Raw genomic sequence first — 15,240 nt, forward strand, 5'->3', positions numbered from 1 at the left:
GCGGCGTGCGAGCGCTCCCCTGCGTCCCGAAGCGCGGACCGCTCGGCGAAGCGCTCAATCGCCCGCGACGATCCCGTCGCGCCGCGGGTCCGAGCCGCCGAACCACACCGACTGCCCCTCGACGTTGATCCGCTGAATCCCCTGCAGGCTCGACCCCAGCTCGACGACGCGCACGTCGTGCCCGCGCTCCTTCAGCGCATCGGCGAGCGCATCGGACACGCGCCCCTTCTCGAGCTCGGTTGGCCCGTTGCGCGAGCCGAAGTTCGGCAGCGCGATCGCCTGCTGCATCGTCATGCCCCAGTCGATCATCCCGACGAGTGTTTTCGCGACGTCGTTCGCGGTGGACGCGCCGCCCGCCGAGCCGAGCGCCATCATCAGCCGCTGCGAGCCTTTCTCGAACACGAGCTCGGGCGCGAGCGTCGAGCGCGCGCGCTTGGCCGGCTGCACGCGATTCGCGACCGGCTTGCCGTGCTCGGCCGACACGGGCGAGAAGTCGAGCAACTGGCTGTTGAGCAGGAAGCCGCGCACCATCAGCCGCGAGCCGAAGCGGTCGTCGAGCGTCGACGTCATCGATGCGGCGTTGCCGTAGCGATCGACGACCGTGATCTGCGATCCCGACGGCGGCTCCGCGCCGCGGTCGGCGGCGGACGCGGGCGGCAGGCCGGACGGCGAGCCGGCGCTCGCGGCGCCCGCGCTCGCATCGCCGATCAGCCGCGCGCGCTCGGCGACGTAGCGCCGCTCGACGAGGCTCTTCCAGTTGCCGCCGGGCGGCGCGACGAAATCGGGATCGGCGACGTATTGCGCGCGGTCCGCATACGCGAGCCGGCCCGCCTCGCTGAACAGATGCGCGGCGAACGGCGTCGGCTCGACGCCTGTCGCATTGCGCACGGGCTTCTGCGCGCCGATCTGCCGCCAGTCCGGCTGCGCTTCGAGCAGACCGAGGATCTGCGCGACGACGAGCCCGCCCGCCGACGGCGGCGGCATCCCGCACACGGTCCACTTGCGATAGTCGGCGCACAGCGGCTCGCGCGCTTTCGCGCGGTATTGCGCGAGGTCCTGCACGCTCAGCACGCCCGGATTCGGCGCCTGCCGGACTTTCGCGACGATGTCGCGCGCGATCGCGCCCGTATAGAACGCGTTCGCGCCGTGCGCGGCGACGAGCCTGAGCGTCGCCGCGAGCTGGGGATTCCTCAGCGTCGCGCCGGCGGGCTTCGGCGCGCCGTTCCTGTCGTAGAAGTACGCGCGCGCGGCCGGATCGCTCGCGAGCGACGGATCGTTCGCGAGCGCCGCCGCCAGCCGCGGGCCGAGCGGAAAGCCTTGCTCGGCGAGCCGGATCGCGGGCTGGAACAGGCGCCGCCACGGCAGCTTGCCGTGCGAGCGGTGCGCGAGCTCGAGCATCCGCAGCACGCCCGGCACGCCGACCGCGCGCGCGCCGAGCGCCGCGCGCGGCAGCGGCTTGCCGCCGGCATCGTGGAAGAGCCGGTCGGTGGCGGCGGCGGGCGCGGTCTCGCGGCCGTCGTAAGCTTCGACTGTCTTGCCATTCGCATGCAGCAGGAACGCGCCGCCGCCGATGCCCGACGCCTGCGGCTCGACGAGCATCAGCACCATCTGCGCGGCAATCGCCGCGTCGACGGCGGCGCCGCCCGCCTTCAGCATCTCCTGGCCGGCCTGCGCGGCGAGCGGGTGCGCGGCCGCGATCATGTCGCGCTGCGCGGTCCAGCCCGGCTTGTCGACCCAGCTCGACAGCTCGGCGGGCGCGGCCGGCGATTCGTCGCCCGACGTCGCGGAAGCCGCCGAGGCCGACGCTGCCGCCGAGGCCGACGCGGCGGCGTTCTGCGCGCCCGGGCCGGGCGCGTTCGCGCATCCGGCGGCGGCGACGGCGAAGAGGGCGGCGGCGATCGCGCCAGCCCGCGAGCGGGATGGGCGCGGACGAATCCGGTCGGTCATGAATACCTCGGTGCGAACGAAAGACGGCGAAAGACGACGACGGCGCATGCGCATGCAAATGCGAACGCCCGTGCGGCGCCGCGGGCGGGGTATTGTCGCCGCGTCGGAAGCGGCTTGTCATCCGACAATAAACCCTTAGCGTCGCGGGTTCGAACTGCCGCCGACTGCCGCGGTGGCCGGGCGATGTCCGCCGTCCGCCGCCCGCCGCGCGGCGCGCGCTGGTCCGCGCATAAGGATTCGCGCTCGCCGCGATCCTCGTGATCGCGCTGTTTCCCGTGCTGTCGGTGGCGGCCGCCGGGATCGTCGCCGACGCGGCCGGCTGCGAGCTGAACGAAGCCGCTGTCCATCCTTGCCTGATCGGCGGCATCGACTTCGGCGAGACGCTTTACGCGATGGGCGTGCGCGGCATGGCTGATGCTCGGTTCGCTGCCCGTCGGCGGCCTTTTGCTGACGGGCTGGGCGATCGCGCTGCTCGTGCATCTGCGGCGCCGGCGTGCGGCCGCCCTGCGTCCCGGCGCCGGACCGGACATCGGCGGACATCGCCGGGCGCGCCGCGTCACCCGCCGCGCCCGGCGTTCCGTGCCTCGTCGAGCACGAAGTCGATGAACGTCGACGTCGCGCGCGTGTGATGGCGGTTCGGCATGTACAGCATGTACATGTGCGTGCCGAAGATGCTGAGCCGGTACGCGTCGAGCGTGGTGACGACCGCGCCGCGCCGCACGTCGTCGTGGACGACGTAGTCCGGCACGATCCCGACGCCGAGCCCGGCCAGGATCGCCTGCCGCAGGAACAGGAAGTTCTCGGAGATGAGCGTCGGCTCGAGCAGCACCTCGTGCCGCTCGTCGCCGAGGTACGCGGCCACTCGCAACTGCCGGCCGACCACCGTCGACGTGATGACGGGCGCGTCGAACAACTGGTCGAGCCCGGTCGGCATGCCGTGCGTCGCGGCGAAGCCGGGCGACGCGCACGCGACGTAGCGCACCGCGCCCATGTCGCGCGCGACGAGGTTCTGCGGCGGCTCGGACATCACGCGCACCGCGATGTCGACTTCGTCGCGCATCAGATCCTCGACGCGGTTCTCGAACACGACGTCGAGCACGATCCCCGGATAGAGCCGCTTGAACGCGATCAGCCAGTTCGACATCACGAGCTGCCCGTAGCCGCTCGGCACCGACAGCCGCACGCGCCCCTGCAGATCCTGGCCGAGCGTCGTCAACGCCTCGCGCGCGGCGAGCAGCTCGTTCTGGATTCGCCGGCCGTGCTCGTAGAGCCGCAACCCGACCTCGGTCGGCTCGATGCGCCGCGTCGTGCGCCGCACGAGCTGCAGCCCGATCGACTTCTCCAACTGGTTGAGCCGGTAGCTGACGTTCGCGCGGCTCATCTTGAGCCGCTGCGCCGCCTTGCTGAGATTGCCCGCGTCGAGGATGTCGACGAGCAGCGTGAGCGCATTCAGATCCATCGCCATGCCCGCGTGTAGCAGTTAATTGTCAAAACCGGCTTGACAGGTTGTTAAAGAATGCTGGAATTGTCAATCAATCTGGATCAATCGAGAATCGTGGCAAACCCCGCGCTTCCCTCGATGGAGCGAAGGCGCGCATTCCGCACGGAGCGACAGACATGAATCAGCAGGCTTCCCACGCACCCGGCGCCGTCACGCGCGAGCGGCGCGACAAGGTGCTCGTCGTCACGATCGACCATCCGCCCGTCAACGCACTGTCCGCCGGCGTGCGGCGCGGCCTCGTCGACGCGCTCGACGCGGCCGACGCCGATGCCGCCGTCTGCGCGGTGCTGATCGTCGGCGCCGGGCGCAACTTCATCGCCGGCGCGGACATCCGCGAATTCGGCAAGCCGCCCGTGCCGCCGCTGTTGCCCGACGTGTGCAACCGGATCGAGGCGAGCGGCAAGCCCGTCGTCGTCGCGTTGCACGGCGCGACGCTGGGCGGCGGCCTCGAGATCGCGCTCGCCGCGCATTACCGGATCGCGGTGCCGGGCGCGAAGCTCGGCCTGCCCGAAGTGCAGCTCGGCTTGTTGCCCGGCGCGGGCGGCACGCAGCGCACGCCGCGCCTCGTCGGCGCGAAGGCGGCGCTCGAGCTGATGCTGAGCGGCCGGCACGCGCCGGCCGAGGAGGCATTGACGCTCGGCCTCGTCGATCGTCTCGCGCACAGCGACGACACGCTCGCCGAAGGGCTCGCGTACGTGCACGAGCTGCTCGCGGCGGGCGCGAGCGCGCGCCGCACGCGCGACGCGCAAGGGCTCGCCGATCGCGCGGCGGCCGAAGCCGCGCTCGACGCGGCGCGCGCCGACGTCGCGAAGAAGTCGCGCGGCCTGTTTTCGCCGGCGAAGATCGTCGACGCGGTCGCCGCCGCGCTCGCGCAGCCGTTCGACGAGGGCCTGCGCACCGAGCGCCGGCTGTTCGTCGAATGCCTCGACAGCCCGCAGCGCGCGGGGCTCGTGCATGCGTTCTTCGCGGAGCGCGAGGCGGCGAAGTCGCCGGAGACGCGCCGCGCCGCGCCGCGCGCGATCGAGCGGATCGGCGTGGTCGGCGGCGGCACGATGGGCGCGGGCATCGCGGTCGCCGCGCTCGACGCGGGCTTCCCGGTGACGATGATCGAGCGCGACGACGCGTCGCTCGAGCGCGGCCGCGCGCACGTCGAGAAGGTCTACGCGGGCCTCGTCGCGAAGGGCCGGATGACGCCCGCCGCGCAGGCGGCGCGTCTCGCGCGCTTGACGGGCGGCACGTCGTACGATGCGCTCGCGCAGGCCGACGTCGTGATCGAAGCGGTGTTCGAGGACATGGCGGTCAAGAAGGCGGTGTTCGCCGAACTCGCGCGCGCGTGCAAGCCGGGCGCGGTGCTCGCGACGAACACGTCGTATCTCGACATCGACGAACTCGCCGCGAGCGTCGAGCGCGCGCCGGACGTGATCGGCCTGCATTTCTTCTCGCCCGCGAACATCATGAAGCTGCTCGAAGTGGTGGTGCCGGCGAAGGTGAGCGCGGACGTGGTCGCGACCGCGTTCGAGCTCGCGAAGAAGCTCAAGAAGATTCCGGTGCGCGCGGGCGTGTGCGACGGCTTCATCGGCAACCGCGTGCTCGCCGTGTACCGGACGGCCGCCGATTACATGATGGAAGACGGCGCGTCGCCGTATCGGATCGATCGCGCGATCCGCGAATTCGGCTTTCCGATGGGGCCGTACCAGGTCGTCGATCTCGCGGGCGGCGACATCGGCTGGGCGACGCGCAAGCGCCGCGCGCCGACGCGCGATCCGCGGCTGCGCTACGTCGAGATCGGCGATCGCCTCTGCGAGCGCGGCTGGTTCGGCCAGAAGACGGGCCGCGGCTACTACCTGTATCCGGACGGCGCGCGCGTCGGCACGCCGGACCCGGAAGTGGACGCGATCATCGCCGAAGAACGTGCGAAAAAGGGCGTGAGCCCGCGCGCGTTCACCGATGACGAGATCGTGCGCCGCTATCTCGCCGCGATGATCAACGAAGGCGCGAACGTCGTGCACGAGCGGATCGCGCTGCGCCCGCTCGACGTCGACGCGGTGTTCCTGCACGGCTACGGCTTCCCGCGCCATCGCGGCGGCCCGATGCATTACGCGGACGCGGTGGGCCTCGCGAACGTGCTCGCCGACATTCGCGCGTTCGCGAGCGAGGACCCGGTCTTCTGGAAGCCGTCGCCGCTCCTCGTCGATCTCGTCGCGCGCGGCGAGACCTTCGCGAGCCTGAACCGCATCGACTGACGCCCGCCCGGTCGCCCGCCGGTTGCCCTTCAAGTATTCGAGAACGACGCACATGGATCTCAATTTCACCGCAGAAGAGGAAGCGTTCCGCGCGCAAGTGCAGCGCTTTCTCGCCGACGCGCTGCCGCCGCGCATTTCGCGCAAGGTGAAGGGCGGCTTGCGTCTCACGCGCGACGACATGCGCGAATGGCACGCCATCCTCAACGCGCGGGGCTGGCTCGCGAGCCACTGGCCGCGCGAATGGGGCGGCCCCGGCTGGAGCGTCGCGCAGAAGTTCCTGTTCGATAACGAATGCGCGATCGCGGGCGCGCCGCGCATCGTGCCGTTCGGCGTGAACATGCTCGGCCCCGTGCTCATCAAGTTCGGCAGCGAAGCGCAGAAGCGCCGCTGGCTGCCGCGCATTCTCGACGGCACCGACTGGTGGTGCCAGGGCTATTCGGAGCCGGGCGCGGGCTCCGATCTCGCGTCGGTTGCGACGAGCGCGGTGCGGGGCGTCGACGCGCAGGGCGACCACTACATCGTCAACGGCCAGAAGACGTGGACGACGCTCGGCCACTACGCGAACATGATCTTCTGCCTCGTGCGCACCGCGACCGGCGTGCGCAAGCAGGAAGGCATCAGCTTCCTGCTTGTCGACATGAGTTCGCCCGGCGTGGAGGTGCGCCCGATCGTCACGCTCGACGGCGAGCACGAAGTCAACGAAGTGTTCTTCACCGACGTGCGCGTGCCCGCCGAGAACCTGGTCGGCGAGGAGAACAAGGGCTGGACCTACGCGAAATACCTGCTCACGTATGAGCGCACGAACATCGCGGGCGTGGGCTTTTCGGTCGCGGCGCTGGACAAGTTGCGCGCGGTGGCGGCGAAAGTGACGAAGAACGGCCGGCCGCTCGCCGACGATCCGCTCTTCGCCGCGCGGCTCGCGCGCGTCGAGATCGAGCTCGACAACATGAAGACGACGAACCTGCGCGTGCTCGCGGCCGTCGCGGGCGGCGGCGCGCCGGGTGCGGAGAGCTCGATGCTGAAGATCCGCGGCACGCAGATCCGCCAGGAGATTTCGTCGCTGATGCGGCGCGCGATGGGGCCGCACGCGCAGCCGTTCGTCGACGAAGCGCTCGACGCCGACGACGACGGCGAGCCGTTGGGCGGCCTGCCCGAAGCGGCGAGCGCGGCGGCGCAGTATTTCAACAACCGCAAGCTGTCGATCTTCGGCGGCTCGAACGAGATCCAGAAGAACATCGTCTCGAAGATGATTCTCGGGCTGTAAGGGGAAGGACGATCATGGACTTTCGACACACCGAAGACCGCCGGATGCTGGCGGACAGCCTGAACCGCTTCATCGCCGAGCAATATCCGTTCGCCGCGCGCGACCGGATCGCGCTGTCCGATGCCGGCTACAGCGACGACATGTGGCGGCGCTTCGCCGAGCTGGGCGCGATCGGCGCGCTCTTCCCGGAGGACTGCGGCGGCTTCGGCGGCGCGGGCTTCGACATCGCGCTCGTGTTCGAGTGCGTCGGCCGCGGGCTCGTCGTCGAGCCGTTCGCCGGCGCGCTGATGGCCGGGCGTGTGCTCGCGCAGGCGGGCGGCCCCGCGCACCGCGAACGGCTCGCGGCGCTGATCGAAGGGCGCGCGATCGGCGCGTTCGCGCACGCGGAGCCCGGCACGCACTACGAGCTGCACACCGTGAGGACGCGCGCGACGCGCGAAGGCGGGCGCTGGGTGCTCGACGGCGCGAAGGCCGTCGTCGATTGCGGCGAGCACGCGACGTTCTTCGTCGTGAGCGCGCGCACCGCGGGCGGCGACGACGACGCGGCGGGCCTGTCGCTCTTCGTCGTGCCGAAGACGGCGGCGGGCGTGGCGGTGCGCGGCTACCGGAAGATCGACGGCGGCCGCGCGGCCGACGTGCGCTTCGAGCGCGTCGCGCTCGAAGGCGACGCACTGCTCGGCGCGCCGGGCGAAGCGGCCGACGCGATCGAGCGCGCGATCGGCTTCGGCCTGCTCGCGCTCGCGGCGGAGGCGCTCGGCGCGATGGACGTCGCGAAGGCGCACACGCTCGAATATCTGCACACGCGCCGCCAGTTCGGCGTGCCGATCGGCAGCTTCCAGGCGCTGCAGCACCGGATGGCGGACCTGCTGCTCGAGATCGAGCAGGCGCGCTCGGCGGTGATCAACGCGGCCGCGCAGCTCGACGAGCCGCGCGTTGCGCGCGAGCGCGCGCTGTCCGCCGCGAAATACAGCGTCGGGCGGATCGGCGCGCTCGTCGCCGAGGAGAGCATCCAGCTTCACGGCGGCATCGGGATGACGTGGGAGCTGCCGCTCGCGCACTATGCGAAGCGGCTCGTGATGATCGATCACCAGCTCGGCGACGAGGATCATCATCTCGCGCGCTACGCCGCGCTGTCGAAGCCGCAGCCGATGCAATGACCGCGAACGAACGGAGGAGACGAAGATGCGCAACGAACCGGGCGCGCAGCCGCTCGCGGGGATCAAGGTGCTCGACTTCTCGCGCGTGCTCGCGGGGCCGTGGTGCGCGATGGTGCTCGCGGATCTCGGCGCGGAGGTGATCAAGGTCGAGCATCCGCGGCGCGGCGACGACACGCGTGACTGGGGCCTGCGCGTCGGCGACACCGAGACGACCTACTTCAACAGCGTGAACCGCAGCAAGCGCTCGATCTGCGTCGATCTGCAGACGGAAGCGGGGCGGCGCATCGCGCGCGGGCTCGCCGCGCAGGCGGACGTCGTCGTGCACAACTTCAAGGCGGGCGGCGCGGAGAAGCTCGGGCTCGGCTACGACGCGCTCGCCGCGCTCAATCCGCGGCTCGTCCATTGCGCGATCTCCGGCTACGACCGCTCGGGCCCCGAAGCGAGCCGGCCGGGCTACGACCTCGTCGTACAGGGCGAGGCCGGCCTGATGGCGCTGAACGGCGAAGCGGGGCGGCCGCCGCTGAAGTTCGGCGTCGCCGTCGCGGATCTCTTCACCGGCATGTACTCGGCGCAGGCGATCCTCGCCGCGCTCTACGAGCGGCATGCGACGGGGCGCGGGCGGCGCATCGAGATGGCGCTCTTCGATTGCGGGCTGATGGTCACGTCGTACTACGGGCTCGAAGCGCTGCTGATGGGCGAGGACCCGCCGCGCTACGGCAACGCGCATCCGTCGATCGTCCCGTATGGCGTGTTCGACGCGGCGGATGGCCCGATCGTGATCACGGTCGGCAACAACGCGCAGTTCGCGCGCTTTTGCGACGTGATCGGCCGGCCGGAGCTCGCGGCCGACGCGCGCTTCGCGACCAACATCGCGCGTTCCGCGAATCGCGCGGAACTGCTGCCGGAGATTCTCCGCGAGCTCGGCCGCCGGCCGCGCGCGGCGCTGCTCGCGGCGCTCGCCGACGCGGGCATTCCGTGCGGCGAGGTGCTCGGCCTGCGCGAGGCGCTCACCTCCGAGCGCGCGCAATCGGCGGGGCTCGTCACGCGGCAGCCGCATCCGGCCGCGGGCGAAGTCGACGTGCTCGCGCCGCCGTACCGGTTCGACGGCGAGCGCCTGCCCGTGCGCGGCGCGCCGCCCGTGCTCGGCGCGGATACCGAACGCGTGCTGGGCGACTGGCTCGGGATGTCCGCGCGCGAGATCGCGCAACTGCGCAGCGACCGCGTCGTCTGAGCGCGGCGATGCGGTGCGTCGCCGGGTCGCCGGGTCGCCGCGTCGTTTCATCGCCGCATCACCGCGGAACGCACGACCGCCGCGCAGGCGGCAACGATTACACAACAACCTCGTCGATCGAGGAGGAGACGTCATGGAGACTTCCGTCATCGAAACGGTCGTGGCTCGCCGCGACTATCAGCAGCTCGTGCGTGCGCGGCGCCGCTTCAGCTTCACGCTGACGGCGCTGATGATCGCGACGTACTACGGCTTCATCCTGCTCGTCGCGCTCGCGCCGCGCACGCTCGCCGCGCCGCTCTACGCGGGCGCGACGATCAGCGTCGGGATTGTCGCGGGCGTCGCGATCATACTCGTCGCGATCGGCCTGACGGCGGGCTACGTGCTGCGCGCGAACCGCTCGTTCGACCGCTCGTTCGACGCGCTCTTCGAGCGTTCGTGACGGAGGCCGCGATGCTGCGCAAATCGACCGCGCGTCCCGCGCTTTTCGCACTGTCCGCGCTCTTCCCGTGCGCGGCGCTTTCTCCCGCGGCCGCGCACGCGATGGGCGTCGCCGCCGCACCGATGCCGGGCAAGGTCGCGCTGAATCCCGTCGCGATCGGCATGTTCTTCGTCTTCGTGTTCGCGACGCTCGCGTTGACGCGCTGGGCCGCGCGCCGCACCCGCTGCGCGCGCGACTTCTACACGGCGGGTGGCGGCATCACCGGCCTGCAGAACGGCCTCGCGATCGCGGGCGACTACATGTCGGCCGCGTCGTTTCTCGGCTTGTCGGGCATGGTGTTCACGTTCGGCTTCGACGGGCTCATCTATTCGATCGGCTTTCTCGTCGGCTGGCCGTTCGTGATGTTCCTGATCGCCGAGCCGCTGCGCAATCTCGGCAGGTTCACGTTCGTCGACGTCGTCGCGTACCGCTTCGCGCAGCGGCCGATCCGGCTCCTCACGTCCGCGAATGCGCTGACGATCGTCGTGCTGTACCTCGTCGTGCAGATGGTCGGCGCGGGCAAGCTGATCCAGTTGCTGTTCGGGCTGTCGTACGGCGTCGCGGAGCTGATCGTCGGCGTGCTGATGGTCGTCTACGTGTTCTTCGGCGGAATGACCGCGACGACCTGGGTGCAGATGATCAAGGCCGTGCTGCTGCTCGCCGGCGCGACGCTGCTCGCCGCGCTCGCGCTCGGCGAGTTCGGCTTCAGCGTCGACGAGATGTTCCGCCGCGCGGTGGCCGTGCATCCGGGCGCGCTCGGCATCATGGGGCCCGGCAAGCTGATCCGCGATCCGGCGAACGCGCTGTCGCTCGGCATCGCGCTGATGTTCGGCACCGCGGGCTTTCCGCACATCCTGATGCGCTTCTTCACGGTGCCGAACGCGAAGGAGGCGCGCAAATCGGTGCTGTACGCGACGGGCTTCATCGGCTACTTCTATCTGCTCACGTTCGTGATCGGCTTCTCGGCGATCGTGCTGCTCGCTCAGCATCCGGAGTTCTTCCGCCACGACGCGACGGGCGCGTTCAGCCTCACGCGCGATCTCGTCGGCGGCTCGAACATGGTCGCGGTGAAGCTCGCGCAGGCCGTCGGCGGCAACTGGTTCTACGGCTTCATTGCGGCTGTCACGTTCGCGACGATCCTCGCCGTCGTCGCGGGCCTGACGCTCGCCGGCGCGACGACGATCTCGCACGATCTCTACGCGCAGATGTGGGCGCGCGGCCTGCCGGACGAGCGGCGCGAAATGCGCATTTCGCGCGCGGCGACGCTCGCGCTCTCCGCGGTCGCGATCGGCCTGTCGATCCTGTTCGAGCACGTGAACGTCGCGTTCATGGTCGGGCTCGTCGCGGCGGTGGCGGCGAGCGCGAATTTCCCGGTGCTCGCGACGTCGATCTTCTGGCGCGGGATGACGACGCGTGGCGCGGTGGCGGGCGGCGGGCTCGGGCTCGCGTCGGCCGTCGTGCTCACGCTGCTGTCGAAATCGGTGTGGGTCGACGTGCTGCATCACGCGCACGCGCCGGTGTTCCTCGACAACCCGGCGCTCGTGTCGGTGCCGCTCGCGTTCGCGGGCATCGTGATCGGCTCGCTCGCCGACCGCGGCGAGCGCGCGCGGCGCGAGCGCGACGCGTTCGCGCGGCAGGAGTTCTACGCGCAGACGGGCGCGCTCGCCGCGCAGGCCGTCACGCACTGAATCGTCGGGAAGCAGCGCGCGGCGGCGCGCGATTCGTCCGGCGATCCGGACGGCCGCGTTCCGGAAATCCGGATTTCCGGAACGCACGCGCCCTCGAAGATTCGGAAAACCCAGAGAAATCAACAGGCTGAACCTGATCGAGTGGCTGGCATCGACCTTGCAAAGTAAACGCCCAAGGCCGCCTGGGCCTCACTACTACAGCAAGGAGACATTCGATGACCCACCTCGTCCACCTCCCCCGGATTCGCTGAGGCCATCGCTTGTTGCGGCACGGCAGCCGCGCGGGCGAGTGGCTTCCCCTGACATTCGTCCGCGCGCGTGACGCCGACCTCCTTCGACTCACCTTCTCTCTTCTCTGGAACCACCGTGAAGAAACCGTTCTATAAAGTCCTCTACGTGCAGGTGATCTTCGCCATCGTCGTCGGCGTGATCCTGGGTCACTACTATCCGTCGCTCGCCGTCGACATGAAGCCGCTCGGCGACGGCTTCATCAAGCTGATCAAGATGGTGATCGGCCCGATCATCTTCTGCACCGTCGTGACGGGCATCGCCGGCATGCAGGACATGAAGAAGGTGGGGCGCGTCGGCGGCAAGGCGCTGCTGTATTTCGAGATCGTGTCGACGTTCGCGCTCGTGCTCGGCCTCGCGGCGACGCACATCCTGCGCCCGGGCGTCGGCTTCAACATCGATCCGGCGACGTTGAACGGCAAGGAAGTCGCGTCGTACGCGGCGAAGGCGCACGGCCAGTCGACCGTCGACTTCCTGATGCACATCATCCCGAACACGATGATCGACGCGTTCGCGCAGGGCGAGATCCTGCAGATCCTGCTGATCGCGCTGCTGTTCGGCTCGGTGCTCGCGCACCTCGGCGAGCGCGGCCGCGTCGTCACCGAGTTCATCGACGGCGTCACGCGCGTGCTGTTCGGCATCGTGCACATCGTCACGAAGCTTGCGCCGATCGGCGCGTTCGGCGCGATGGCGTTCACGATCGGCAAGTACGGCGTCGGCTCGCTCGTGCCGCTGCTCAAGCTGATCGGCACGTTCTACCTGACGTCGGTCGTGTTCGTGCTCGTCGTGCTCGGCACGATCGCGCGCTTCACCGGCTTCTCGATCATCCGCTTCGTCGGCTACATCAAGGAAGAGCTGCTGATCGTGCTCGGCACGAGCTCGTCGGAAGCGGCGCTGCCGCAACTGATGGAGAAGCTCGAGAAGGCGGGCTGCTCGCGCTCGGTCGTCGGCCTCGTCGTGCCGACCGGCTATTCGTTCAACCTCGACGGCACCAACATCTACATGACGATGGCCGTCCTCTTCATCGCGCAGGCCACCAACATCGAGCTCACGTGGATGCAGCAGCTCACGCTGCTCGCGGTCGCGATGCTGACGTCGAAGGGCGCGAGCGGCGTGACGGGCGCGGGCTTCATCACGCTTGCCGCGACGCTCGCCGTCGTGCCGACCATTCCGCTGTCCGGCATGGTGCTGATCCTCGGCATCGACCGCTTCATGAGCGAATGCCGCGCGCTGACCAACATCGTCGGCAACGGCGTGGCGACGGTCGTCGTGTCCGCATGGGAGAAGGAACTCGACCGCGCGAAGCTGCGCGCGGCGCTGTCGGGCAACGGCGGGGCCGCCGCGGGCGAAGCCGCGCGGATCTGACGATGAGCGGAAACACGGCGGGGCGCGTAGCGGCGCGCCCGCCGGGCGGGGCCGGGCCGGGCGCGTCGAAGCGCGCTTCGCCCGGCCCCGCGGCCTTTTCGGGCGGCGGCTATGCCACAATAGACGATCCTTACAATCCGGAAGCCGTCACCGTGAAGCGCCGCCTGCTCGTCGTTCTCGCGCTCGCCGCGATGCTCGCGGCCGCGTGCGCGCTCACGTGGACCATCACATGGCAGCGCGGCGTCGCCGATTTGCGGGGCAGCGCGGCGGCGCGCGTGGACCGCACGACGAACGCGCTGAAAAGCACGCTCGACCGCTACGAATCCCTGCCGTACCTGCTGGGCGGCCATCCGTTCGTGCAGGACGTCCTCGCCGCGCCGGGCAATCGCCGCCGCGTGAATCGGGCGAACGCCTACCTCGAGGACGTGAACCGCCACGCGCACGCGACGGCGACCTACGTGATCACCGCGAACGGGCTGTGCGTCGCCGCGAGCAACTGGCGCGGCCCGGACAGCTTCACCGGCATCGGCTATCAGTTCCGCCCGTACTTCATCGATGCGGTGAAGGGCGGCACCGGCCGCTTCTTCGGAATCGGCACGATCTCGCGCGATCCCGGCTACTACATCTCGCAACCCGTGCGGCACGACGGCAAGATCGTCGGCGTCGCGGTCGTGAAGCTCAATCTCGAATGGTTCCAGGGCGCGGACGCGTCGGAGCCGCTCGTCGTCGCCGACGACCACGGCGTGATCTTCCTGTCGTCGGTGCCGGAGTGGAAGTACCACACGCTCAAGCCGCTGCCGGGGCCGATCGCGACGTCGATCCACGAGACGCGCCAGTATGCGCAGTATCCGGTGACGCCGCTGCCGCTGCGCGTCGAGCGTGTGCTCGGGCCCGATGCGCAGATCGTGCGGATGGGCGCGGGGCGCCGCGCGCCGCGCTATCTCGCGACGCGCCGCCTGCTCGGCGAGCCCGACTGGCAGCTCGTCACGCTCGCGCCGATCGAGCCCGTCGACGCCGACGCGCGCAATGCGACGATCGTCACCGCGTTCGGCTTCGTGTCGCTCAGCCTGCTCGCGTTCTACTGGCGCACGCGTCGCGCGCGCGTGAAGGAGATGCTGCGCAGCCGCGTGCTGCTGCAAAGCGCGTATGCGGAGCTGAACCGGCGCGTCGAGGAGCGCACGGCCGATCTGTCGCAGGCGAACGCGCGGCTCAAGAAGGAAGTCGGCGAGCGGATCCGCGCGGAGCAGGAGCTGCGGGCCGCGCACGACGAGCTCGTCCAGGCGAGCAAGCTCGCCGCGCTCGGCCAGATGGCGGCCGGCATCACGCACGAGCTGAACCAGCCGCTCGCCGCGCTTCGCAGCTTCTCCGACAACACGCGCGTGCTGCTCGACCGCGGCGAGCAGGCGGCCGCGCGCGAGAACCTCGAGGCGATCGCGGCGCTCACCGAGCGGATGGGCAAGATCACGAATCAGTTGAAGCTGTTCGTCGGGCGCGCGAAGCCGCGCAACGAGCAGGCGCACGTCGCGCGCGCGCTGCGCAACGTGCTCGCGCTGCTCAAGGAGCGGATGCAGGGCGTCGAGCTCGCGATCACGCTGCGCGACGAGACGCGCGATCCTGTCGAGGCCGCGCGCTTCGATCCGTCGCGGGACGAGCCGGCGCTCGTCGCGCGCTGCGAGGATCTGCGGCTCGAGCAGGTGCTCATCAACCTGCTCGGCAACGCGCTCGACGCGGTCGCGACGGCCGCCGCGCCGCGCATCGACGTGACGATCCGCGCGACGGCCGCGACGCTTGCGATCGTCGTGCGCGACAATGGGCCGGGGATCGCGCCGGAATCGCTCGCGCGGCTGTTCGAGCCGTTCTTCACGACGAAGGAAATGGGGCGCGGGCTCGGGCTCGGCCTCGCGATCTCGTCGTCGATCGCGCGCGACGCGGGCGGCTCGCTCACCGCGCGAAACGCGCCGGCGGGCGGCGCGGAGTTCGTCTTGACGCTGCGCCGCGTGCGCACGCATCATCCGGACACTTCCGCCGCGCGCTGAGCGCGCTTTTTCGCGCGCGGCGCGTGTCAGCATCATGGGGTG

The 15,240-nt window shown here is 70.3% G+C and carries 10 protein-coding genes and 1 pseudogene; 9 read left to right on the plus strand and 2 right to left on the minus strand.

Annotated elements, in window-relative coordinates; translation table 11 throughout:
- Window positions 1–54: 54 nt before the first annotated feature.
- On the minus strand, window positions 55–1,947 hold the full coding sequence (gene ggt, locus WS92_RS13125; RefSeq protein ID WP_059932675.1) for a gamma-glutamyltransferase: 1,893 nt from the start codon (window positions 1,945–1,947) through the stop codon (window positions 55–57).
- A gap of 251 nt (window positions 1,948–2,198) precedes the next feature.
- Here ggt and WS92_RS13130 point away from each other — a divergent pair.
- A pseudogene (locus WS92_RS13130) lies at window positions 2,199–2,436 on the plus strand (hypothetical protein); the annotation flags it as partial.
- Between the two features lie 67 nt (window positions 2,437–2,503).
- Here the strand turns inward: WS92_RS13130 and WS92_RS13135 are convergent.
- The gene (locus WS92_RS13135) at window positions 2,504–3,406 is read right to left on the minus strand and encodes a LysR family transcriptional regulator (protein ID WP_009911141.1); all 903 of its coding nucleotides are present in this window, start codon (window positions 3,404–3,406) and stop codon (window positions 2,504–2,506) included.
- 158 nt (window positions 3,407–3,564) lie between these two features.
- Here WS92_RS13135 and WS92_RS13140 point away from each other — a divergent pair, with 158 nt between their 5' ends.
- From WS92_RS13140 to WS92_RS13175, 8 genes are all read left to right on the plus strand, one after another.
- Window positions 3,565–5,691: a 3-hydroxyacyl-CoA dehydrogenase NAD-binding domain-containing protein gene (locus tag WS92_RS13140; protein WP_059932673.1), complete on the plus strand. Its 2,127-nt coding sequence runs from the start codon at window positions 3,565–3,567 to the stop codon at window positions 5,689–5,691.
- Between the two features lie 52 nt (window positions 5,692–5,743).
- On the plus strand, window positions 5,744–6,955 hold the full coding sequence (locus tag WS92_RS13145; protein ID WP_015601637.1) for an acyl-CoA dehydrogenase family protein: 1,212 nt from the start codon (window positions 5,744–5,746) through the stop codon (window positions 6,953–6,955).
- Between the two features lie 14 nt (window positions 6,956–6,969).
- Window positions 6,970–8,112: an acyl-CoA dehydrogenase family protein gene (locus tag WS92_RS13150; RefSeq protein WP_059932671.1), complete on the plus strand. Its 1,143-nt coding sequence runs from the start codon at window positions 6,970–6,972 to the stop codon at window positions 8,110–8,112.
- Window positions 8,113–8,137: 25 nt separating this feature from the next.
- Window positions 8,138–9,343, plus strand: a complete 1,206-nt coding sequence (locus WS92_RS13155; RefSeq protein WP_006024393.1) for a CaiB/BaiF CoA transferase family protein — start codon at window positions 8,138–8,140, stop codon at window positions 9,341–9,343.
- Between the two features lie 133 nt (window positions 9,344–9,476).
- Window positions 9,477–9,782: a DUF485 domain-containing protein gene (locus WS92_RS13160; RefSeq protein ID WP_059932670.1), complete on the plus strand. Its 306-nt coding sequence runs from the start codon at window positions 9,477–9,479 to the stop codon at window positions 9,780–9,782.
- An 11-nt stretch (window positions 9,783–9,793) separates the two neighbouring features.
- Entirely contained in the window at window positions 9,794–11,509 is a 1,716-nt protein-coding gene (locus tag WS92_RS13165) for a cation acetate symporter (RefSeq protein ID WP_059932714.1), read from the plus strand.
- A 366-nt stretch (window positions 11,510–11,875) separates the two neighbouring features.
- Window positions 11,876–13,162: a dicarboxylate/amino acid:cation symporter gene (locus WS92_RS13170; RefSeq protein WP_006024396.1), complete on the plus strand. Its 1,287-nt coding sequence runs from the start codon at window positions 11,876–11,878 to the stop codon at window positions 13,160–13,162.
- 2 nt (window positions 13,163–13,164) lie between these two features.
- A complete protein-coding gene (locus WS92_RS13175) occupies window positions 13,165–15,198 on the plus strand; it encodes a sensor histidine kinase (protein ID WP_059932668.1) in 2,034 nt (677 codons plus the stop codon).
- Window positions 15,199–15,240: the final 42 nt, after the last annotated feature.

This window comes from Burkholderia sp. MSMB1588, from assembly GCF_001546925.1.
In the GTDB taxonomy this organism is placed as follows: domain Bacteria; phylum Pseudomonadota; class Gammaproteobacteria; order Burkholderiales; family Burkholderiaceae; genus Burkholderia; species Burkholderia humptydooensis.

Excerpts from the sequence above, each read along its gene's own strand:
- WS92_RS13165 (WP_059932714.1), top strand. The coding sequence starts at position 9,794 with ATGCTGCGCAAATCGACCGCGCGTCCCGCGCTTTTCGCACTGTCCGCG.
- WS92_RS13155 (WP_006024393.1), top strand. The coding sequence starts at position 8,138 with ATGCGCAACGAACCGGGCGCGCAGCCGCTCGCGGGGATCAAGGTGCTC.
- WS92_RS13150 (WP_059932671.1), top strand. The coding sequence starts at position 6,970 with ATGGACTTTCGACACACCGAAGACCGCCGGATGCTGGCGGACAGCCTG.
- WS92_RS13135 (WP_009911141.1), bottom strand. The coding sequence starts at position 3,406 with ATGGATCTGAATGCGCTCACGCTGCTCGTCGACATCCTCGACGCGGGC.
- ggt (WP_059932675.1), bottom strand. The coding sequence starts at position 1,947 with ATGACCGACCGGATTCGTCCGCGCCCATCCCGCTCGCGGGCTGGCGCG.
- WS92_RS13140 (WP_059932673.1), top strand. The coding sequence starts at position 3,565 with ATGAATCAGCAGGCTTCCCACGCACCCGGCGCCGTCACGCGCGAGCGG.
- WS92_RS13175 (WP_059932668.1), top strand. The coding sequence starts at position 13,165 with ATGAGCGGAAACACGGCGGGGCGCGTAGCGGCGCGCCCGCCGGGCGGG.
- WS92_RS13160 (WP_059932670.1), top strand. The coding sequence starts at position 9,477 with ATGGAGACTTCCGTCATCGAAACGGTCGTGGCTCGCCGCGACTATCAG.
- WS92_RS13145 (WP_015601637.1), top strand. The coding sequence starts at position 5,744 with ATGGATCTCAATTTCACCGCAGAAGAGGAAGCGTTCCGCGCGCAAGTG.